This window comes from Pseudomonas sp. S30 (genome assembly GCF_016518545.1).
Classification (GTDB): domain Bacteria; phylum Pseudomonadota; class Gammaproteobacteria; order Pseudomonadales; family Pseudomonadaceae; genus Aquipseudomonas.
On the sequence record NZ_JACVTO010000022.1, the window covers coordinates 52,535 to 74,109 of the forward strand.

The following is a 21,575-nucleotide window of genomic DNA, read 5'->3' on the forward strand; positions in this document are numbered from 1 at the left end:
TACCATCTCTTGCTCAGCCGCGAAACTCGGCGCGGCCACGGTAGACGGCCTTGGCACCCAATTGTTCCTCGATACGCAGCAACTGGTTGTACTTGGACACACGGTCGGAACGGCACAGCGAGCCGGTCTTGATCTGACCGGCAGCGGTACCGACGGCCAGGTCGGCGATGGTCGAGTCCTCGGTTTCACCGGAACGGTGGGAGATGACGGCGGTGTAGCCCGCAGCCTTGGCCATCTGGATGGCTTCGAGGGTTTCGGTCAACGAGCCGATCTGGTTGAACTTGATCAGGATCGAGTTACCGATACCCTTCTCGATGCCTTCCTTGAGGATCTTGGTGTTGGTCACGAACAGATCGTCGCCGACCAGTTGAACCTTGGCGCCGATCTTGTCGGTGAGGATCTTCCAGCCCGCCCAGTCGGACTCGTCCAGGCCGTCTTCGATGGAGACGATCGGGAAGCGTTCGGTCAGGCCTTTGAGGTAATCGGCGAAGCCATCGGCATCGAACGACTTGCCTTCACCGGAAAGATTGTACTTGCCGTCTTCGTAGAACTCGGAAGCCGCGCAGTCCAGGGCCAGGGTGACATCGGTGCCCAGGGTGTAGCCGGCCTTCTCGACCGCCTCGGCGATGGCCGCCAGAGCGTCTTCGTTGGACGCCAGGTTCGGCGCGAAACCACCCTCGTCACCCACGGCGGTGCTCAGACCACGGGCCTTGAGCACGGCCTTGAGGTGGTGGAAGATCTCGGTGCCCATGCGCAGGCCGTCGGAGAAGGTCTTGGCCCCCACTGGCTGAACCATGAATTCCTGGATGTCGACGTTGTTGTCGGCGTGCTCGCCGCCGTTGATGATGTTCATCATCGGCACCGGCATGGAGTACTGGCCCGGGGTGCCGTTGAGGTTGGCGATGTGGGCGTACAGCGGCAGGTCCTGATCCTGCGCCGCTGCCTTGGCCGCGGCCAGGGACACGGCGAGAATGGCGTTGGCGCCCAGCTTGGCCTTGTTCTCGGTACCGTCCAGTTCGATCATGGCGCGGTCCAGTGCTTTCTGGTCGCTAGGGTCTTTGCCCAGCAGCAGGTCACGGATCGGACCGTTGATGTTGCCGACGGCCTTCAGCACGCCCTTGCCCAGGTAACGGCTCTTGTCGCCATCACGCAGCTCCAGCGCTTCGCGCGAGCCGGTGGAAGCACCGGACGGCGCGCAGGCGCTGCCGATGATGCCGTTGTCGAGCAGTACATCGGCTTCCACGGTGGGGTTGCCACGCGAATCGAGAACTTCACGACCTTTGATGTCGACGATTTTTGCCATTGTTGTAAGCACTCCAGAATTGACGAAAACGACGCAGCTTGAGGAATTCTTGCCTTGCACCGGTCGGCTTTTACAACCAGGGCCGGCTCAAGGACGCCCCTGACCGGCAGATCAGGGGCGGAACGGGCGGTACTTTACCCGAGAAAAGCGCTTTACGCGGTTTCTACCGTCGGAAAACTCTTCACAAGGTCGTCCAATTGCTTGAGCTGCGCCAGGAACGGCTCCAGCTTGTCCAGGCGCAGGGCGCAAGGACCGTCGCACTTGGCGTTGTCCGGGTCCGGGTGGGCTTCGAGGAACAAGCCGGCCAGCCCCTGGCTCATGCCAGCCTTGGCGAGGTCGGTGACCTGGGCGCGGCGGCCGCCAGCCGAGTCGGCACGGCCGCCTGGCGTCTGCAACGCATGGGTCACGTCGAAGAACACCGGGTACTCGAACTGCTTCATGATGCCGAAGCCGAGCATGTCCACCACCAGGTTGTTATAGCCGAAGCTCGAGCCACGCTCGCACAGGATCAACTGGTCGTTACCGGCTTCCACGCACTTGGCGAGGATGTGCTTCATCTCGTGGGGCGCCAGGAACTGGGCCTTCTTGATGTTGATCACCGCCCCGGTCCTGGCCATGGCCACCACCAGGTCGGTCTGGCGCGAGAGAAACGCGGGCAACTGGATGATGTCGCACACCTGGGCAACCGGTTCGCACTGGTAGGGCTCGTGGACGTCGGTGATCACCGGGACGTCGAAGGTGCGCTTGATCTCCTCGAAGATCTTCAGCCCTTCTTCCAGGCCCGGACCACGGTAGGACGTCACCGAGGAGCGGTTGGCCTTGTCGAAGCTGGCCTTGAAGACGTACGGGATACCGAGCTTCTCGGTGACCCGCACGTACGCCTCGCAGACCTGCATGGCCAGATCACGGGACTCCAGCACGTTCATGCCGCCGAACAGCACGAAGGGCTTGTCGTTGGCGATCTCGATGTTACCGACGCGAATGATCTTCTGGGTCATGGGTCAGGCCTTGTTCTTCTGCGCCAGGGCAGCCTTGACGAAGCCGCTGAACAGCGGGTGGCCGTCACGCGGGGTCGAGGTGAACTCGGGGTGGAACTGGCAGGCGACGAACCATGGGTGATCCTTGGACTCGACCACCTCGACCAGCGCCCCGTCTTCGGAACGGCCCGACACCATCAGGCCGGCATCGACCAGCTGCGGCAACAGGTTGTTGTTGACTTCGTAGCGGTGACGGTGACGCTCGGTGATCACGTCGCGGCCGTAGCAGTCGTGGACCTTGGAGCCCGCCGCCAACTGGCAGTCCTGGGCGCCCAGGCGCATGGTGCCGCCCAGGTCGGAAGCTTCGGTACGGGTCTCGACGGCGCCCGTGGCATCGGCCCACTCGGTGATCAGACCGACCACGGGATGCGCACTGTTACGGTCGAACTCGGTGGAGTTGGCGTCAGTCCAGCCCATCACGTTGCGGGCGAACTCGATCACCGCGACCTGCATGCCCAGGCAGATGCCCAGGTACGGCACCTTGTTCTCGCGGGCGAACTGCACGGCCTTGATCTTGCCCTCGACACCACGCAGACCGAAGCCGCCCGGCACCAGGATGGCGTCGGCGCCTTCGAGCAGGCTGGTGCCCTGGTTCTCGATGTCTTCGGAATCGATGTAGCGCAGGTTGACCTTGGTGCGGTTGGTGATACCGGCGTGGCTCATCGCTTCGATCAGCGACTTGTACGCATCGAGCAGCTCCATGTACTTGCCGACCATGGCGATGGTGACTTCATGCTCGGGGTTGAGCTTGGCGTCGACCACCTTGTCCCATTCGGACAGATCGGCGCTGTTGCACTGCAGACCGAAGCGCTCGGTGACGAAGTCGTCCAGGCCCTGGGCGTGCAGGACGCCTGGAATCTTGTAGATGGTGTCCACATCTTCGAGCGAAATGACCGCGCGCTCTTCGACGTTGGTGAACAAGGCGATCTTGCGGCGCGACGAAGCGTCGACCGGATGATCGGAACGGCAGATCAGCACGTCGGGCTGCAGGCCGATCGAACGCAGTTCCTTGACCGAGTGCTGGGTCGGCTTGGTCTTGGTTTCGCCCGCGGTGGCGATGTACGGCACCAGGGTCAGGTGCATCAGCATGGCGCGCTTGGAGCCCACCTCGACGCGCAACTGGCGGATGGCCTCGAGGAACGGCTGCGACTCGATGTCGCCGACGGTGCCGCCGATTTCCACCAGGGCCACGTCGGCATCGCCGGCGCCCTTGATGATGCGACGCTTGATCTCGTCGGTGATATGCGGAATGACCTGGATGGTCGCGCCCAGATAGTCACCACGACGTTCCTTGCGCAGTACGTGCTCGTAGATGCGGCCGGTGGTGAAGTTGTTGTTCTGGGTCATGGTGGTGCGGATGAACCGCTCGTAGTGGCCCAGGTCGAGGTCGGTCTCGGCGCCGTCTTGGGTGACGAACACTTCACCGTGCTGGAACGGGCTCATGGTGCCCGGATCGACGTTGATGTACGGGTCCAGCTTGAGCATGGTGACCTTGAGCCCCCGCGCTTCCAGGATGGCCGCCAGGGAAGCCGAGGCAATGCCTTTCCCCAATGAAGAAACAACACCGCCCGTGACGAATATGTAGCGCGTCATGAAAAACCCTAGAAGTCTGCGTTAAGGCGGTCAGCGCCGCCGGAGAAAGCGAAGGAAGGCCGAAGCCCCCGATCACCTGCGTCAATCACAGTGCATCTCGAACAACTGCCGCGTCTGTACAGACCGGGGGTATCCCCAGTGTGGAGTTCGCTCGTCATTTTAAGAATCAGCCCAGCAAAAAACTGCTTGGTAATCGGCAACTGCCGTGATTTCGAAGAAGCCACAGAAGTTGTATCAAGAAGGGAGGGTAGTCTACCGGAATCTCCCCCTCACCTCAAACCTTGCGCACACTCCGGCGGCTGCCAATGCAGGCGCCAGTCGGCCTGGGCCAGCTCCGACAGGTTGGCCACCGCCAGCAGACGCGAGCCCTGGTACAGCAGCGGCAGGCGCGAGCGGACGAACGCCGGGAGCTGGCGCTCGTTGAGCAGGCGCTTGAGGTCGCGCTCGCCACGACCCGGCAGCACCAGACGCTCGCCGCCCTGGCGATAGACGATGCGCAGCCCATCGGGCGGCGGCGGACCTTCCAGGCGCACCCTGCCGTTGCCAGGGAGCGCCAACGGCTGCCGCGGATCGGCCCAGGGCCACTGACCGCCTGCCGGTTGCAGCCAGTCGCCGCTGAGCCACCAGAGGCGCTCATGGCTGCGCAACAGCGCGCCGTCGGTCAGCGACCAGATCGGCTGCGCGTCCGGGACGGCGTCGCGCAGCGCGTCCCAGCCCGCCCAGTGACGCGCATCCGGCAGGCGGGTGCGCGGGCTGAGCCAATGTTGCAGGGCATTGCGCTGGCGCGCTGGCGACAGCGCTCTGAGGGGCTGCAGATCCAGAGAGTCCAGCCCCAACCAGGGATGAGGTGCTCCCTTCGCAGCGTCTGCGAGATCGTCGCCAGCCAGTTCCTCGAGCAGCCCGAGCGCCTCGCCGAGGTGCTCGGCAGTGCGAGCCAGCTGCCGAGCCATGTGCGGCCAGCGCTGACGCAGCGGCGGCATCACCTGGCTGCGCAGATAGTTGCGGGTGAATCGTGTGTCCTGGTTGGAAGGGTCTTCGACCCAGGAAAGTCGCGCCGCCTCTGCATAACCCTCCAGGCGCTCGCGTGGCACCGCCAGCAACGGCCTGACCAGGCGCCCCTGGCCCAGCGCCCGTACAGAAGGCATCGCAGTGAGGCCGCGCAAGCCAGCGCCGCGCAACAACCTGAGCAGCAGGGTTTCGGCCTGATCGTCCTGGTGCTGTGCGGTGAACAGCACCTCGCCAGCGCCCAGGCGGCTGGCCAGAGCCGCGTAGCGTGCCTCGCGCGCCGCCTGTTCCAGGCTGGCCCTCGCCGGCACGGCAATGGCGATGATCTCCAACTCCACGCCCAAGGCCTCGCACACGGCGCGACAATGCCGTGGCCAGTGCTCGGCAGCGGCCTGCAGACCATGGTCGACATGCAAGGCGCGCAAAGGCGGCGCGGGATGGTGGCGGCGATACTCGGCCAACAGATGAAGCAGGACCGTGGAATCGAGGCCTCCAGAGAAGGCGACGTACCAGGCAGGGGCGTTCAGCCAGGGGGTGAGGTTGAGCATCGTGGCCTCACAGGGAGGGAGTAGCCAGGGGCGCCATGCGCCCCATTCGCGACACCAGGCCGCCGTACCCGGCCGAGCACCGCATCAGGGGCGAGCCAGGACGGGCGCGGCCTCGCCTGCGGGCTTACTGCAGGCCGTAGCTCATCAGGCGATCGTAGCGACGCTTGAGCAGCGCGTCGTTGTCGAGCTTGCCGAGCATGTCCAACTGCTCGAGCAGGTCGGCGCGGATGCTGGCCGACATGGCGGCAGGATCGCGGTGCGCGCCGCCCAGCGGCTCGCCGATGACCTTGTCGACGATGTTCAGGCTCTTCAGGCGCTCGGCGGTGATGCCCATGGCCTCGGCGGCGTCGGCGGCCTTGTCGGCCGTCTTCCACAGGATCGAGGCGCAGCCTTCGGGCGAGATCACCGAATAGGTGGAGTACTGCAGCATGTTCAACTGGTCGCACACGCCGATCGCCAGCGCGCCGCCCGAGCCGCCTTCACCGATCACGGTGGCGATGATCGGAGTCTTCAGGCGCGCCATGACCCGCAGGTTCCAGGCGATGGCCTCGCTCTGGTTGCGCTCCTCGGCATCGATGCCCGGGTAGGCGCCCGGGGTGTCGATGAAGGTCAGGATCGGCATCTTGAAGCGCTCGGCCATCTCCATCAGACGGCAGGCCTTGCGATAGCCTTCAGGACGCGGCATGCCGAAGTTGCGGCGCACCTTCTCGCGCACCTCACGACCCTTCTGGTGACCGATGATCATCACCGGCCTGCCGTCCAGGCGCGCGGTCCCGCCGACGATGGCGGCATCGTCGGAGAAATGGCGATCGCCGTGCAGCTCTTCGAATTCGGTGAAGATGTGGTCGATGTAGTCCAGGGTGTACGGACGGCGCGGATGGCGAGCCAGGCGCGCGATCTGCCAGCTGGTCAGGTTGCCGAAAATGCTTTCGGTCAGAGTGCTGCTCTTGTCTTGCAGACGGGCAATTTCATCGCTGATGTTCAGCGAATTGTCGTTGCCGACCAGGCGCAGGCCTTCGATCTTGGCTTGCAGGTCGGCAATCGGCTGTTCGAAATCGAGAAAATTCGGGTTCATAGGCATCCGTCTTGGGTCTACGGCCAGGCGGCCGGCCGGTTGATCCGTTTGGCGCCATACCTTACGGAAGTGGCGCGTTCAGGTCGAGATTAAAATACGTCGTTTCAACGGTATTGCAGGAAGACGTTCTCACGTCCGAACTGGTCACGCAGGGCCTGGATCAGGCCATCGGCAGGGTCGATGGACCACTGGTCGCCGAACTGCAGCATGGCCTTGGCGTCGCTGCTGGTGTATTCGAGGGTGATGGGGCAGCCGCCTCGATGGCGGGTGATCAGCTCGCCGAGCCAGGCCAGGCGGTCGCCCTTGAGCGCCTCCACCGCAACCTTCAGGCGCAGGCTTTCGGCCAGCTTGGTGCGCGCGTCCTCGAGCGTCATCACCTGCTTGACGCGCAGGCGCAGCCCCCCGGAAAAATCATCGTTGCTCACTTCACCCTCGACCACCACCATGGCGTCGGTCTGCAGCAGCGCCTGGGCGGCCATGAACGCATCGGCGAACAGGGAGGCCTCGATGCGCCCGGAGCGATCGTCCAGGGTAACGAAACCCATCTTGTCGCCTTTCTTGTTCTTCATCACGCGCAGGGCGATGATCATCCCGGCGATGGTCTGGGTCTCGCGCGAAGGCTTGAGGTCGACGATGCGCTGGCGGGCGAAGCGGCGGATCTCCACTTCATATTCGTCGATCGGGTGACCGGTGAGGTACAGCCCCAGGGTGTCCTTCTCGCCCTTCAGGCGCTCCTTGAGGGTCAGCTCACGGGCCTTGCGATGGTTGGCGTAGACATCGGAATCTTCCTCGACGAACAGGCCGCCGAACAGGTCGACATGGCCACTGTCGGCGCTGCGTGCGGTCTGCTCGGCCGACTTGATCGCCTCTTCCAGCGCCGACAGCAGCACGGCACGGTTACGGTCGATGTTGGCGTGGTAGGCCTTGATCTCGTCATGGAAGTGCGGCCCGAGACGGTCCAGCGCACCGCTGCGGATCAACGCGTCGAGGGTGCGTTTGTTGATGCGTTTCAAGTCCACGCGCGCGCAGAAATCGAACAGGTCCTTGAACGGCCCACCGTCGGCCCGTGCCTCGACGATCGCCTCGACCGGCCCCTCCCCCACCCCCTTGATCGCACCCAGGCCATAGACGATGCGACCGTCATCGTTGACGGTGAACTTGAAATCGGAAAAATTCACGTCCGGAGCGTCCAGGCGCAGCTTCATGCTGCGCACTTCCTCCACCAGCACCACCACCTTGTCGGTGTTGTGCATATCGGCCGACAGCACGGCCGCCATGAACGGCGCGGGATGGTGAGTCTTGAGCCAGGCGGTCTGGTACGACACCAGGCCGTAGGCGGCCGAGTGCGACTTGTTGAAGCCGTAGCCCGCGAACTTTTCCACCAAGTCGAAGATGTTGCCCGCCAGATCGCCATCGATGCCGTTGTTGGCGCAGCCTTCGATGAAACCGCCGCGCTGCTTGGCCATTTCCTCGGGCTTCTTCTTGCCCATGGCCCGGCGCAGCATGTCGGCGCCGCCGAGGGTGTAGCCGGCCATCACCTGAGCGATCTGCATCACCTGCTCTTGATAGAGGATGATGCCGTAGGTCGGGGCGAGCACCGGTTGCAGGCCATCGTACTGATAGTCCGGGTGCGGGTAGGCCAGCTCGGCGCGGCCGTGCTTGCGGTTGATGAAGTCGTCGACCATGCCCGATTGCAGCGGCCCCGGACGGAACAGTGCGACCAGGGCGATGAGGTCTTCGAGGCAGTCAGGCTTGAGCTTCTTGATCAGCTCCTTCATGCCGCGCGATTCGAGCTGGAACACGGCCGTGGTCTCGGCCTTCTGCAACAGTTCGTAGGTCTTGCGGTCATCCAGCGGGATGAAGTCGATGTTGACCTCGGGCAGGTCGTGCTTGGCCTGCTCGCGGTTGATGATCTCCATCGCCCACTTGATGATGGTCAGGGTACGCAGGCCGAGGAAGTCGAACTTGACCAGGCCGGCCGCCTCGACGTCATCCTTGTCGAACTGGGTGATCAGGCCGCCGCCCTCTTCATCGCAGGCGATGGGCGAGAAATCGGTGAGCTTGGTCGGCGCGATCACCACGCCGCCGGCGTGCTTGCCGGTGCCTCGCGTGACGCCTTCGAGCTTGAGCGCCATGTCCCAGATTTCGCGGGCGTCTTCGTCGCCCTTGAGGAAATCGCGCAGGATCTCTTCCTGTTCGTAGGCTTTCTCGAGGGTCATGCCCACTTCGAACGGGATCATCTTCGACAGGCGATCGGCCAGGCCGTAGGACTTGCCCTGGACCCGTGCCACGTCGCGTACCACGGCCTTGGCGGCCATGGTGCCGAAGGTGATGATCTGGCTGACGGCGTTGCGGCCATAGGCCTCGGCCACGTAGTCGATCACGCGGTCGCGGCCGTCCATGCAGAAGTCGACGTCGAAGTCGGGCATGGAGATCCGTTCGGGGTTGAGGAAGCGCTCGAACAGCAGGTCATAGGCCAACGGGTCGAGGTCGGTGATCTTCAGCACATAAGCCACCAGCGAGCCGGCACCCGAACCACGGCCCGGGCCGACCGGCACGCCGTTGTTCTTGGCCCACTTGATGAAGTCCATGACGATGAGGAAGTAGCCGGGGAAGCCCATCTGGATGATGATGTCCAGCTCGAACTTCAGGCGATCCAGGTAGGTCTGGCGCTTCTGTTCGTAATCGGGCGTGGTGTCCTTGGGCCAGAGCACCTTGAGCCGCTCTTCCAGGCCTTCGTGGGACACATGGCGCAGGTAATCGTCGATGCCCATGCCGTTGGGCGTGGGAAAGTCGGGCAGGAAATACTTGCCCAGTTGCACGGTGATGTTGCAGCGCTTGGCGATTTCCACCGTGTTGGCGATGGCGTCCGGCAGATCGCTGAACAGCTCGGTCATCTCCTCGGCAGACTTCAAGTACTGCTGGTCGCTGTACAGGCGCGGCCGCCGTGGATCGTCCAGGGTCCAGCCCTCGCCGATGCAGACGCGTGTTTCGTGGGCATCGAAATCGGACTGCTTGATGAAGCGCACGTCGTTGGTCGCCACCAGCGGCGCGCCCAGTCGGTCGGCCAAGGCGACCGCTGCGTGCACGTACTCCTCGTCGCCAGGGCGATTGGTACGCTGCACCTCGACGTAGAACCGGTCGGGCATCATCTGCATCCAGTCCTGCAGCAGCGCTTGCGCCTCGTCGTGACGCCCGCCGAGCAACGCCATGCCGATGTCGCCTTCACGCGCGGCGGAAAGGCCGATGAGGCCGGCACTGGCGGGGGCGATCCAGTCACGCTGAATGATCACCAGGCCGTTGCGCTGGCCGTCGGTCCACCCCTTGGAGATCAATTCGGTGAGGTTGCGATAGCCTTCCGGGTTCATCGCCAGCAAGCAGATGCGCGACAGCGGCGCTTCGGGCTCGGCGCCCGCCAACCACAGGTCGGCGCCGCAGATCGGCTTGATACCAGCCCCCATGGCCGACTTGTAGAACTTGACCAGCGAGCACATGTTGCTCTGGTCGGTGATCGCCACCGCCGGCATGTTCATCCCGGCCAGGGCCTTGGCCAGCGGCTTGATTCGCACCAGGCCGTCTACCAGCGAGAATTCGGAGTGCACGCGCAGGTGAACGAAGGGAACCGGCATGGAAATTCCTGTAGCAGTGCTGAACGACAAGCGCGGGATTGTAGCCTAACCCGACTGCATCGCGCAGCCCGACGGACAGGCGTGATCTGGACGGATGTGGCTCAGAACAATGCGTCGCTCACGCCCAGGCGGGCGTCCCAGGCGGCACGCACTGGCGCGAACGAACGCCGATGAATGGGCGTGGGCCCAAGCCGCGCCAGGGCCTCGAGGTGCACCGGCGTAGGGTAGCCCTTGTGCCCACCGATGCCATAGCCAGGATAGATCAGCTCGAAGGCGCTCATCTCCCGATCACGGGTGACCTTCGCCAGAATCGATGCCGCAGCGATAGCCGGCACCTGTGAATCGCCCTTGATCACGGGCGAGGCCGGTACCGCCAGCTTGGGACAGCGGTTGCCATCGATCAGCGCCAGCCTGGGCAGGATGCTCAGCCCCTCGACCGCACGCTGCATGCCCAGCATGGTGGCGTGCAGAATGTTCAACCGGTCTATTTCCTCCACTGAAGCGCGCGCGATGCAGAAGGCCAGGGCCTTTTCGCAGATTTCCTCGAACAGCGCTTCGCGGCGGGTTTCGGTGAGTTTCTTCGAATCGTTGAGGCCGAGGATCGGCCGACTGGGGTCGAGGATCACGGCCGCAGTGACCACGTCCCCACACAAGGGGCCGCGACCGACTTCATCGACTCCGGCCACCAAGGCCTCGACCAGTGTGAAATCCAGTCCCATCTGCATGTCATCGATCCCCCAGCAAGGCCAGCACCGCGTCGGCCGCCTGATTGGAGGCATCGCGGCGCAGGGTCTGGTGAATCTGGTCGAAGCTGTCGGTCTGCTGGTGGCCATCGGCAAGCAGTGGCACCAGGGTGGCGGCCAGCGCATCGGGTGTAGCCGCATCCTGCAACAACTCGGGGACCAGCAGGCGCTGGGCCAACAGGTTGGGCAAGGACACGTAAGGACTACGCACCATGCGCTTGAGGATCCAGAACGTCAGCGGTGCCAGGCGATAGGCGACCACCATCGGCCGCTTGTACAGCAGGGCTTCCAGGGTTGCCGTACCGGAGGCGATCAGCACGGCGTCGCAGGCTGCCAACGCCAGGTGCGACTGGCCGTCGAGCAGCGTGAGCGGCAGATCGCGACCTTGCAGCATCTGTTCGAGCTGGGCGCGACGCGATGGGTTGGCGCACGGGCAAACGAAACGCACCCCGGGGATCGCCTGCCGAATACGCGCCGCGGTGTCCAGGAACAGCTCGCCCAGGCGGCCGACCTCGCCTCCCCGGCTTCCCGGCATGAGTGCCACCACGGGCCCCTCGCCAAGCCCCAGCGCTGCCCGCGCCGCTGCGCGGTCCGCGTGCAGCTCGATGCTATCGGCCAGAGGGTGGCCGACGAAACGAACCGGCACGCCCTGCTCTTCGTAAAATTTCGCTTCGAAGGGCAGCAGCGTCAGCATCAGGTCGCAGCCCTCGCGGATCTTCAGCACACGCTTCTGCCGCCAGGCCCAGACCGAGGGGCTGACGTAATGCACGGTCTTGATCCCGGCCTGGCGTAGCTTGAGCTCGATGTTGAGGGTGAAGTCCGGGGCGTCGATGCCGATGAACACGTCCGGTCGCTCGTCGATCAGCGTCCGGATCAGCGCCTTGCGTCGTTTGAGCAACTCACGCAGGCGCCCCAGCACCTCGACCAGGCCCATCACCGACAGCCGCTCCATGGGGAAATAGGATTGCAGGCCTTCGGCTTCCATGAGCGGGCCGCCTACCCCGATGAAACGCACCTCTGGGTGGCGCGCCTTCAGTGCACGCATCAAGCCGGAGCCAAGAATGTCGCCGCTGGCCTCGCCTGCCACCAGCGCTACGCAGAGTGCGGCCATGTCAGCGCGTGATGCCGCGGGCGGAGTTGATGATCGACTGACGGAACAACTCGACTTCCGGGTGCAGGCCAGCCAGCTCATCCAGCTCTTTGGCCGCGTCCTCGACGGTGAGGCCATGGCGGTAGACGATCTTGTAGGCGCGCCTCAGGTTCTGGATGACCTCGTCGCTGAAGCCACGCCGGCGCATGCCTTCGAAGTTCATGCTGCGCGCCTCGGCGGGGCTGCCGAACACCGTGACGAAGGCGGGAACATCCTTGCCGATGGCCGTACCCATGCCGGAGAAGGCATGGGCACCGATGTGGCAGTACTGATGCACCAGGGTGTACCCGGACAGGATCGCCCAGTCACCGACGTGCACATGCCCGGCCAGCGCGGTGTTGTTGACCAGGATGCAATGGTTGCCGATCACGCTGTCGTGGCCGATGTGGGCATAGGCCATGATCAGGTTGTGGTCGCCCAGGGTCGTCTCGCAGCGGTCCTGGATGGTGCCGCGATGGATGGTGACACCTTCGCGGATCACATTGTGATCGCCGATGACCAGGCGCGTCGGCTCTCCCTTGTACTTGAGGTCGGGCGTGTCCTCGCCAATGGAGCTGAACTGGTAGATACGGTTGTGTCTGCCGATGCGCGTGGGCCCCTTGAGCACCACGTGCGGGCCGATGACGGTGCCCTCCCCGATCTCGACGTCGGGGCCTACGATCGACCAGGGGCCGACCTCGACGCCTTCGGCCAGCTTGGCCGAAGGGTCGATGATGGCCCGCGGATCAATCGAATTCATAGGGAGCGTTCCGCACAGGTGATCTCGGCCGAACACACGGCCTTGCCGTCGACCAGCGCACGGCACTCGAACTTCCAGATCATGCTCTTGCGGCTCAGGAACCTGGCTTCGAGCACCAACTGATCGCCCGGCAGCACGGGCTGACGGAAGCGCAGTTTATCGGAACCGACGAAATAGTAGAGCGTCCCGTCGGCAGGCTTCGCATCGAGCATCTTGAAACCGAGAATTCCGGCGGCCTGGGCCATCGCCTCGATGATCAGCACGCCCGGCATGATCGGGTGCGCCGGGAAGTGACCGTTGAAGAACGGTTCGTTGATGCTGACATTCTTGTAGGCACGAATGCTCTGAGCCTCGAAATCCAGGTCCGTGACCCGGTCCACCAGCAGGAACGGGTAACGGTGAGGCAGGTATTCGCGAATCTCGTTGATGTCCATCATTTCGGGGGGGAAGCCTGTAATAAGAATAGGGAGCGCAGGTGCTGACCACACGCTCCTTTTGCAATCAAAAGAGGAGCCAGCGAGCGACTGTTCACTCTTGCTCAGGAAATGGTATCAGCCTTGTGATGCCGGCTGATCGCCTGAGGTCACGGTGTCGACACGTTTTTCAAGTTGTTGCAGTCGCTTGCTCATGTCGTCGAGCTGACGAATGCGGGCCGCGCTCTTGCGCCACTCGGCCAGCGGCTGCATGGCGGTTCCGGAAGAATAGCCGCCCGGCTCGGTGATCGAGCGCGTGACCATGGTCATGCCCGACACGAACACGTTGTCGCAGACCTCGATGTGACCCACCATCCCGACGCCGCCCGCGATCATACAGTGCTTGCCGATGTGGGTGCTGCCGGAAATGCCGACGCAGGCGGCCATGGCGGTGTGATCACCGACGTGGACGTTGTGGGCGATCTGGATCTGGTTGTCGAGCTTGACGCCATTGCCGATGCAGGTATCGGACAGCGCACCTCGGTCCACTGCGGTGTTGACGCCGATCTCGACGTCATCGCCGATGGTCACGCCGCCGATCTGGGCGATCTTGTTCCACACCCCCTTCTCGTTGGCGAAGCCGAAGCCCTCCGCGCCGATCACCGCGCCGGACTGGATCACCACCCGCTTGCCGATGGTGACATCGTGATACAGGGTCACGCGCGGCGCCAGCCAGCCACCCTCACCGATGACCGATCGTGCACCGATGAAGCAATGCGCCCCGACGGTGACGTGGGCATCGACACGCGCACCGCTTTCGATGACCGCGAACGCTCCGACGCTGGCGCTGGGATCCACCTGGGCGTCGTCGGCCACCACGGCGCTGGGATGGATTCCCGCCACAGCCTTGGGCTTCGGATCGAACAGATGGGAAATACGCGCATAGGCCAGGTAAGGATCGGCCACGATCAAGGCATGCCCGCCGAAGCCCTCGGCATCTTCGGCCTTGATCAGGACCGCCGCCGCCTGGCTGTCGTCGAGAAATTTACGGTACTGGCGGTTGGCCAGGAAGCTCAGCTGCCCGGGACCCGCCTCCTGCAAGGTGGCAAGGCCCGTGATCGCAAGCGACTCGGGGCCACTGAGTGTGGCCCCGAGGGTTTCGGCCAGTTGACCGAGGGTGATGGACACGGTCATATCAACGCGCTTGGTTCATGCGCTCGATGACCTGGCGGGTGATGTCGTACTGAGGCTTGACATCGATTACCGCGCCACGCTCGAGCACCAGGTCGTAACCGCCCTTCTTGATGACTTCCTCGACCGCGCCATCGAGCTTGGGCTTGAGTTGCTTGAGCATGTCACGGTCGGCCACGGCCTTGGCTTCGTTCAGTTCCTTGGACTGGAACTGGAAGTCGCGCGCTTTCTGCTTGAATTCAAGCTCCAGGCGCTCGCGCTCGGGCTGCTGCATCTTGTCGCCGCCTTTGATCAGGCGATCCTGGATGCCCTTGGCGCTGCTTTCCAGCGTCTTGAGCTGGTTCAGCTGAGGACCGAACTTCTTCTCGGCGTCGACTGCGTACTTCTTGGCGGCGTCGGATTCGAGCAGCGCCATCTGATAGTTCAGCACGGCAACTTTCATTTCGGCGAAAGCCGGGGTGGCGACCAGCGCCGCGGCCACTACGGCCAGTTGAGTCAACTTACGCACGATGCACTCCTGGATAAACCGTTGTCGTTAAGCGAGGGCCGCGCTTAGAAAGTCTGGCCCAGAGAGAATTGGAACACCTGAGTATCGGCATCTTTCGGCTTCTTGACCGGCATTGCCAGGCTGAAGCTCAACGGGCCCAGTGCAGTGATCCAGGTCACACCCAGACCCACGGAGCTGGCCATGTCGGAGAAACCGACCTTGGTGCAATCGGGCTTGCTGCCGCAGTTGGTGTCGAACACGTTACCCACGTCCCAGAAGACCGAGGTGCGCAACGAGCGTTGATCCTTGACGAACGGCAGCGGGAACAGCAGCTCGGCACCGCCCTGGATCAGCACGTTGCCACCGAAGGGCAGCGGGTCCTGGTCCGGGTCGCGGATGGTGCCGGGATTGACCCCGGTGCTCGGCGTGCTGCGCGGACCCAGCGTGCTGTCCTTGAAGCCACGGACCGAGTTGAAGCCACCGGCGTAGTAGTTCTCGTAGAACGGCAGGCCCGAGGTGCTGCCGAAGCCATCGCCATAGCCCAGCTCAGTGTGCAGACGCAGGGTGTAGTCGTTGGTGATCGGCTTGAACAGCTGGCCGCGGTAGTCGAGCTTGTAGAACGACAGGTCGCTGCCGGGCACGGTGGTTTCCAGGGTCAAGCTCTGGGAATGACCCCGGGTCGCCAGTACACCTTTGTTCAGCGTCGATTCGGACCAGCCGATGGACGCCTTGAAGTTCAGGAAGTTGTCGCCTTCCTTCTCGAGGAAATCGAAGATCTCGTCGACGGTGTAGCGGCCGGTCTTGATCTTGTCCTGCTGTACGGTCAGGCCATAGGTCAGGCGCGAGGTTTCGCTGATCGGGTAGCCGAGGCTGACACCGGCACCGAGGCTATCGACCGCGTAGCTTGCCACGTCGACGTCGAGGTCGTCGTAGTTGGTGCTGCGGTAGAAGGCGTTGTAGCCCAGGCTGACGCCGTCCGGCGTGAAGTAGGGGTCGACGAAACCGAAGTTGTAGCGGGTCTGGTATTTGCTGCGGGTCAGACCGATTGAGACCTTGTTACCGGTACCCAGGAAGTTGCTCTGGCTGATCGAACCGCCGAGGATCAGGCCCGCACTCTGGGCGAAACCGACACTGGCAGTGATCGAACCGGAAGCCTGTTCCTCGACCGCATAGTTGACATCGACCTGGTCATCGGTGCCAGGCACCGCCGGGGTCTCGACGTTGGCTTCCTTGAAGAAGCCCAGGCGCTCCAGACGCGTCTTGGACTGGTCGATCAGGTAGGTGGAAGCCCAACCGCCTTCCATCTGGCGCATCTCGCGACGCAGCACTTCGTCCTCGGTCTTGGTGTTGCCCCGATAGTTGATGCGGTTGACGTAGGCACGCTTGCCCGGATCGACGACGAACATGATGTCGACGGTATGATCCTGGTCGTTGGGCTGCGGAATGCCGTTGACGTTGGCGAAGGTATAGCCTTCGTTGCCCAGGCGACGGGTGATCAGGTCGGACGTGGTGGTCATGACCTTGCGCGAGAACACCTGGCCGGGCTGCACCAGCATCAGCGACTTGACCTGGTCTTCCGGCACCTTGAGGTCACCGGAGAGCTTGACGTCACGGACGGTGTACTTCTCGCCCTCGTTGACGTTGACGGTGATGTAGACGTGCTTCTTGTCCGGGGTGATCGACACCTGGGTAGAGGCGATGTCCATGTTGATGTAGCCGCGGTCCAGGTAGTAGGAACGCAGGCGCTCCAGGTCACCGGACAGTTTTTCGCGGGCGTACTTGTCGTCGTTCTTGAAGAACGACAGCCAGTTGGTGGTCTTGAGCTCGAACAGCTGGGTCAGCTCATCGTCACCGAACACGGTGTTGCCCACCACGTTGATGTGCTGGATGGCAGCGACCGTGCCTTCGTTGATCTTGATCTTCAGGCCGACGCGGTTGCGCGGCTGGGGCACGACCTCGGCGTCTACCTCGGCCGAATAGCGACCCTGGGCGACGTACTGGCGCTGCAGCTCGTTACGCACGCCTTCGAGGGTCGCGCGCTGGAAGATCTCGCCTTCGGCCAGCCCGGACTGCTTGAGACCTTTCATCAGGTCTTCGGTGCTGATCGCCTTGTTGCCCTCGATGTCGATGCTCGAGACCGACGGGCGCTCGACCACATTGATGATCAGGACATTGCCGTCGCGATCCAGCTGAATGTCCTGGAAGAAACCGGTCTTGAACAGCGAGCGGGTCGACTCCACCAGGCGGCGGTCGTCGACCTGGTCGCCCACGTTCAACGGCAACGCGCCGAACACACTGCCGGCGGATACCCGCTGCAGGCCGTTGACGCGAATATCGGAGATGGTGAAGGACTCGGCGTGAACTTCAGCGATCATCAGTGCGGAGAGCACCGCAGTTAGCAGCAGACGTTTCATGAAGTCCTTTTATTCCAACTGGCAATAAACAACCTGCCAGCGCAACGCGGCGGCAGGTTCGCAATAGAGCGAAGTGTTAAAGTCGACCCAGATCGTTGATCAGGGCGAGCAACATCACGCCGATGACCAAACTGATACCGATCTGGATCCCCCAACCTTGTACCCGATCGGAAAGCGGACGACCGCGCGCCCATTCGATCAGGTAGAACAGCAAATGCCCCCCATCCAGTACCGGAATGGGCAGCAGGTTAAGAACCCCCAGGCTTATGCTCAGGTAGGCCAGGAAATTCAGGAAATCCCCAACGCCCGACTGGGCTGAAGCGCCCGCCACTTTAGCAATGGTTATCGGTCCGCTCAAGTTTTTTACCGAGAGCTCGCCGAAGAGCATTTTCTTCAGCGATTCAAGGGTGAGGACGCTCATGTTCCAGGTGCGCGCAAGCCCTTCGCCGACGGCCTCGAGCGGCCCGTAGCTGACTTCGCGGAGCATGCTTGGCGGCCATTCGCCACCCTTGACCCCGGCGCCCAGGTAACCGCTGGCCGCCTTGCCTTCTCCGCGGCTGGCCAGGGTGACGGGCAGTTCCAGCTGCGCGCCGTCGCGCTCGACACGCACCTGCACCTTGGCCTGCGGCTGAGCGCGCACGCGGTCCACCACTTGCTGCCAGTCGCCGAGCGCGACGCCGTCGAGGGCCAGCAAGCGATCGCCGGTCTTCAGGCCCGCTGCGGCGGCCGGCCCTTTCGGATCGATCTCGGCCAGTACCGGCGCCAATGCCGGGCGCCAAGGGCGCAGTCCCAGGGACTGGATCGGATCGGGCTCGTCGGCGCCCTTGAGCCAGTGGTCCAGGGCGATGTCGTGCTGACGCTCCAGGGTAGCGCCCTCATCGGTGACGCCCACGCGCAAGGTCCCGCTCTCACCCAGGCGACGCACCAGTTGCAGGTTGACCGCTGACCAGCCGTTGGTCGGTTTGCCATCGATGGACACGATTTCCTGGCCTGGGGCCAGGCCGGCCGCTGCCGCCAGGCTCCCGGACTCGACCGCACCGATGACCGGACGCACCTGCTGGCTGCCGAGCATGGCGACCACCGAGAAGAACAGGATGGCCAGGAGGAAGTTGGCGATCGGACCCGCTGCGACGATCGCGATGCGCTGACCGACCGGCTTGCGATTGAACGACTGGCCGAGCAGCGCAGTTGGCACCTCCCCTTCCCGCTCGTCGAGCATCTTCACGTAGCCGCCCAGGGGGATGGCTGCGACCACGAACTCGGTGCCGTGCCGATCGTGCCAGCGCAGCAACGGCGTGCCGAAGCCGACCGAAAAGCGCAGCACCTTGACGCCGCAGCGCCGTGCGACCCAGAAATGGCCGAATTCATGGAAGGTCACCAGTACACCCAATGCCACCAGGGTGCCGATGATCATGTAGAGCGCTGTCATATCTCTCTCCGAACGACGTTCAGCCGGGCCGCAGACCGACAAAGGTCAGCGGTCGTGATGCCTCAACCAATCCTGGGACAGCGTGCGCGCACGCTGGTCGACGGCGAACACCGCCTCCAGCGAGTCCAGCGCGATCACCGGCTCGCGCTCCAGCACCTGCTCGATCATACCTGCGATCTCCGGGAAGCGGATACGCCCCTGCAGGAAGGCATCGACGGCCACCTCATTGGCGGCATTGAGCACGGCAGGCGCGCTGTTGCCTGCTTCAGCGGCGGCACGGGCCAGGCGCAGGCACGGAAATCGCTGTTCGTCAGGGGCCTGGAAGTCCAGGCGGGCGATGGCGAACAGGTCCAGGGGCGCGACGCCGGAGTCGATGCGCTGCGGCCAGGCCAACGCATGGGCGATCGGCGTACGCATGTCGGGATTGCCCAGCTGGGCCAGTACCGACCCGTCGACGTAGTCGACCAGCGAATGGATCACGCTCTGCGGATGCACCACCACCTCGATCTTCGAGGGCGCCGCATCGAACAGCCAACACGCTTCGATCAGCTCGAGCCCCTTGTTCATCATGCTCGCCGAGTCGACCGAGATCTTGCGTCCCATCGACCAGTTCGGGTGCGCGCACGCCTGCTCCGGGGTCACGTTCTCCAGCGCGGCCGCCGAGGTTTCCCGGAAGGGTCCGCCCGAAGCGGTCAGCAGGATGCGCCGTACGCCAACCGGGGCCAGGCCGCGGGCATAGTCTCCTGGCAAGCACTGGAAGATCGCGTTGTGCTCGCTGTCGATGGGCAACAGCACGGCCCCGCTGTCGCGCACCGCTTCCATGAACAGGGCGCCGGACATCACCAGCGCTTCCTTGTTGGCCAGCAGCACCTTCTTGCCCGCGCGCACCGCCGCGAGCGTCGGGCGCAAGCCCGCAGCGCCGACGATGGCCGCCATCACGGCGTCCACCTCGCTGGCCGCAGCGACCTGGCACAGGCCGTCTTCCCCTTCCAGCACCTGGCAGCGACTGCCGGCCGCGGCCAGCGCCTGACGAAGGCGCTCGGCCGACGGGGCATCGGGCACCACGGCATAAACCGGGCGGTGGCGCAGGCACAAGCCGAGCAGCTCATCCAGCCGGGAGTAGCCCGACAGTGCAAAGACTTCGTAGCGCTCGGGGTGACGCGCGATGACATCCAGCGTGCTCAGGCCGATCGAGCCGGTCGCCCCGAGCACGGTGATGCGCTGCAGGGCCGTCACAGTACACCCCATTCGGCAGCCCACAGCAGCACGGCGAACATCGGGATGGCCGCCGTCAGGCTGTCGATACGGTCCAGCACGCCACCGTGGCCCGGGAGCAGGTTGCTGCTGTCCTTGATGCCTTCACGGCGCTTGAACATGCTCTCGGTCAGGTCACCGACCACCGACGACATCACCACCACCACAGCACCGATCAGGCCCAGCAGGATCTGGCCAAGACCCCAGTCGCGCACCACACCGACCACCAGGGTGATCAGCAGGCTCACCAGCAGACCGCCGTAGACACCCTCCCAGCTCTTGCCAGGACTCACCTGGGGCGCCAGCTTGCGTTTGCCGAAGGCTCGGCCCGAGAAATAGGCGCCGATGTCCGCCGCCCACACCAGCACCATGACCGAGAGAATCAGCCCGTTGCCCGACGGCCAGTGCTTGAGCAGCACCAGCCCTTGCCAGGCCGGCAGCAACACCAGCAGGCCGATCAACAGGCGGCAGGCCGCGCTGCTCCACAACTCGCTGCTGCGTGGATAGGTCAGCACCAGCCAGGTCGCCAGCGCCCACCAGATCACCGAGCCGCCCAGCACCCAGGGCGCCAGATCGGGCATCAGGTAGAGCAGCATCAGCGCCCCGGCTACCACGGCCGCGTAGGCCAGACGCAGCGGCTGGGCGGTCAGCCCGGCCAGGCGCGCCCACTCCCAGGCGCCGACGGTGACCACGAAGCCGATGAACAGGGCGAAGTCGGCACCGCCGAGCAGGAAGAAACCACACAGCGCGATCGGCAGCAGGATCAGCGCAGTAATGATGCGTTGTTTAAGCATTAAGCACGGGCTCCAGCCTCGACCTGCTCGCTGGTCTTCCCGAAGCGGCGTTGGCGCGAAGCGAAATCGGCCAGCGCAGTGCGCATGGCCTCGTGTTTGAAGTCCGGCCAGTAGAGGTCGGAGAAGTACAGCTCGGCGTAGGCCAGCTGCCAGAGGAGAAAGTTGCTGATGCGATGCTCACCGCCGGTACGAATGCACAGGTCGGGCAATGGCAAGTCGCCGGTGACCAGGCAGGTCTGCAACAGGTCCGCCGTGATGTCGTCCGGGCGCAGATGACCGGCCTGCACCTCGCGCGCCAGGCGCTGGGCGGCCTGGGCGATGTCCCACTGTCCGCCATAGTTGGCAGCGATCTGCAGGATGAAGCGGTTGCTGCCTGCGGTCGCCGCCTCGGCCTCGCGCATGGCGGCCTGTAGCTCTGGATGAAAGCGTGAGCGGTCGCCGATGATGCGCAGGCTGATGTCGTTGTCGTCGAGGCGCTTGGCCTCGCGACGCAGCGCCTTGAAGAACAGGTCCATCAGGGCACTGACTTCATCCGCCGGCCTCTGCCAATTCTCACTGGAGAACGCGAACAGTGTCAGCACCTCGACCTTGGCCTCGGCACACACTTCGATCACGGCGCGCACCGCATCGACACCCGCCTTGTGCCCGGCGACGCCGGGCATGAAGCGCTTCTTCGCCCAGCGATTATTCCCATCCATGATGATCGCCACGTGACGCGGCACCACGGAGGGTACAGTCTGCTTGGTCTTGTCCATGAAAACGTCCTGACCC

The 21,575-nt window shown here is 63.9% G+C and carries 17 protein-coding genes; all 17 read right to left on the minus strand.

What is annotated here, in order from left to right; genetic code table 11:
• Positions 1–13: 13 nt before the first annotated feature.
• On the minus strand, positions 14–1,303 hold the full coding sequence (gene eno, locus IAE34_RS20625) for a phosphopyruvate hydratase (RefSeq protein ID WP_200140796.1): 1,290 nt from the start codon (positions 1,301–1,303) through the stop codon (positions 14–16).
• Between the two features lie 152 nt (positions 1,304–1,455).
• Positions 1,456–2,301, minus strand: a complete 846-nt coding sequence (gene kdsA / locus IAE34_RS20630; protein WP_200140797.1) for a 3-deoxy-8-phosphooctulonate synthase — start codon at positions 2,299–2,301, stop codon at positions 1,456–1,458.
• A gap of 3 nt (positions 2,302–2,304) precedes the next feature.
• Positions 2,305–3,933, minus strand: coding sequence for a CTP synthase (locus IAE34_RS20635; RefSeq protein ID WP_200140798.1), 1,629 nt, complete (start codon positions 3,931–3,933; stop codon positions 2,305–2,307).
• 269 nt (positions 3,934–4,202) lie between these two features.
• A complete protein-coding gene (tilS, locus tag IAE34_RS20640; RefSeq protein ID WP_200140799.1) occupies positions 4,203–5,486 on the minus strand; it encodes a tRNA lysidine(34) synthetase TilS in 1,284 nt (427 codons plus the stop codon).
• Between the two features lie 124 nt (positions 5,487–5,610).
• Positions 5,611–6,561 carry an acetyl-CoA carboxylase carboxyl transferase subunit alpha gene (gene accA, locus IAE34_RS20645; RefSeq protein ID WP_200140800.1) on the minus strand — a complete coding sequence of 317 codons (951 nt, stop codon included), beginning with the start codon at positions 6,559–6,561 and terminating at the stop codon, positions 5,611–5,613.
• A gap of 104 nt (positions 6,562–6,665) precedes the next feature.
• Positions 6,666–10,190, minus strand: a complete 3,525-nt coding sequence (dnaE, locus tag IAE34_RS20650) for a DNA polymerase III subunit alpha (protein WP_200140801.1) — start codon at positions 10,188–10,190, stop codon at positions 6,666–6,668.
• A gap of 101 nt (positions 10,191–10,291) precedes the next feature.
• Positions 10,292–10,915, minus strand: coding sequence for a ribonuclease HII (gene rnhB, locus IAE34_RS20655; protein ID WP_200140802.1), 624 nt, complete (start codon positions 10,913–10,915; stop codon positions 10,292–10,294).
• A 1-nt stretch (position 10,916) separates the two neighbouring features.
• On the minus strand, positions 10,917–12,044 hold the full coding sequence (gene lpxB, locus IAE34_RS20660; RefSeq protein WP_200140803.1) for a lipid-A-disaccharide synthase: 1,128 nt from the start codon (positions 12,042–12,044) through the stop codon (positions 10,917–10,919).
• 1 nt (position 12,045) lies between these two features.
• A complete protein-coding gene (lpxA, locus tag IAE34_RS20665; protein ID WP_200140804.1) occupies positions 12,046–12,822 on the minus strand; it encodes an acyl-ACP--UDP-N-acetylglucosamine O-acyltransferase in 777 nt (258 codons plus the stop codon).
• Entirely contained in the window at positions 12,819–13,259 is a 441-nt protein-coding gene (gene fabZ / locus IAE34_RS20670; protein ID WP_200140805.1) for a 3-hydroxyacyl-ACP dehydratase FabZ, read from the minus strand. Before fabZ ends, lpxA begins: the two co-directional genes overlap by 4 nt.
• 114 nt (positions 13,260–13,373) lie before the next feature.
• On the minus strand, positions 13,374–14,429 hold the full coding sequence (gene lpxD / locus IAE34_RS20675; RefSeq protein WP_200140806.1) for a UDP-3-O-(3-hydroxymyristoyl)glucosamine N-acyltransferase: 1,056 nt from the start codon (positions 14,427–14,429) through the stop codon (positions 13,374–13,376).
• Position 14,430: 1 nt separating this feature from the next.
• The gene (locus tag IAE34_RS20680; protein ID WP_200140807.1) at positions 14,431–14,934 is read right to left on the minus strand and encodes an OmpH family outer membrane protein; all 504 of its coding nucleotides are present in this window, start codon (positions 14,932–14,934) and stop codon (positions 14,431–14,433) included.
• Positions 14,935–14,978: 44 nt separating this feature from the next.
• Positions 14,979–17,327 (minus strand): outer membrane protein assembly factor BamA, encoded by a 2,349-nt coding sequence (gene bamA, locus IAE34_RS20685; protein ID WP_200140808.1) that lies wholly within the window; start codon positions 17,325–17,327, stop codon positions 14,979–14,981.
• 76 nt (positions 17,328–17,403) lie between these two features.
• A complete protein-coding gene (gene rseP, locus IAE34_RS20690; RefSeq protein WP_200140809.1) occupies positions 17,404–18,756 on the minus strand; it encodes an RIP metalloprotease RseP in 1,353 nt (450 codons plus the stop codon).
• Between the two features lie 45 nt (positions 18,757–18,801).
• Complete coding sequence (gene ispC / locus IAE34_RS20695; protein ID WP_200140810.1) at positions 18,802–19,992, minus strand: 1-deoxy-D-xylulose-5-phosphate reductoisomerase; 1,191 nt, start codon at positions 19,990–19,992, stop codon at positions 18,802–18,804.
• Positions 19,989–20,804 carry a phosphatidate cytidylyltransferase gene (locus IAE34_RS20700; RefSeq protein WP_200140811.1) on the minus strand — a complete coding sequence of 272 codons (816 nt, stop codon included), beginning with the start codon at positions 20,802–20,804 and terminating at the stop codon, positions 19,989–19,991. The genes ispC and IAE34_RS20700 overlap by 4 nt, the downstream gene beginning before the upstream one ends.
• Positions 20,804–21,559, minus strand: coding sequence for a polyprenyl diphosphate synthase (uppS, locus tag IAE34_RS20705; RefSeq protein ID WP_200140812.1), 756 nt, complete (start codon positions 21,557–21,559; stop codon positions 20,804–20,806). The genes IAE34_RS20700 and uppS overlap by 1 nt, the downstream gene beginning before the upstream one ends.
• Positions 21,560–21,575 lie beyond the last annotated feature (16 nt).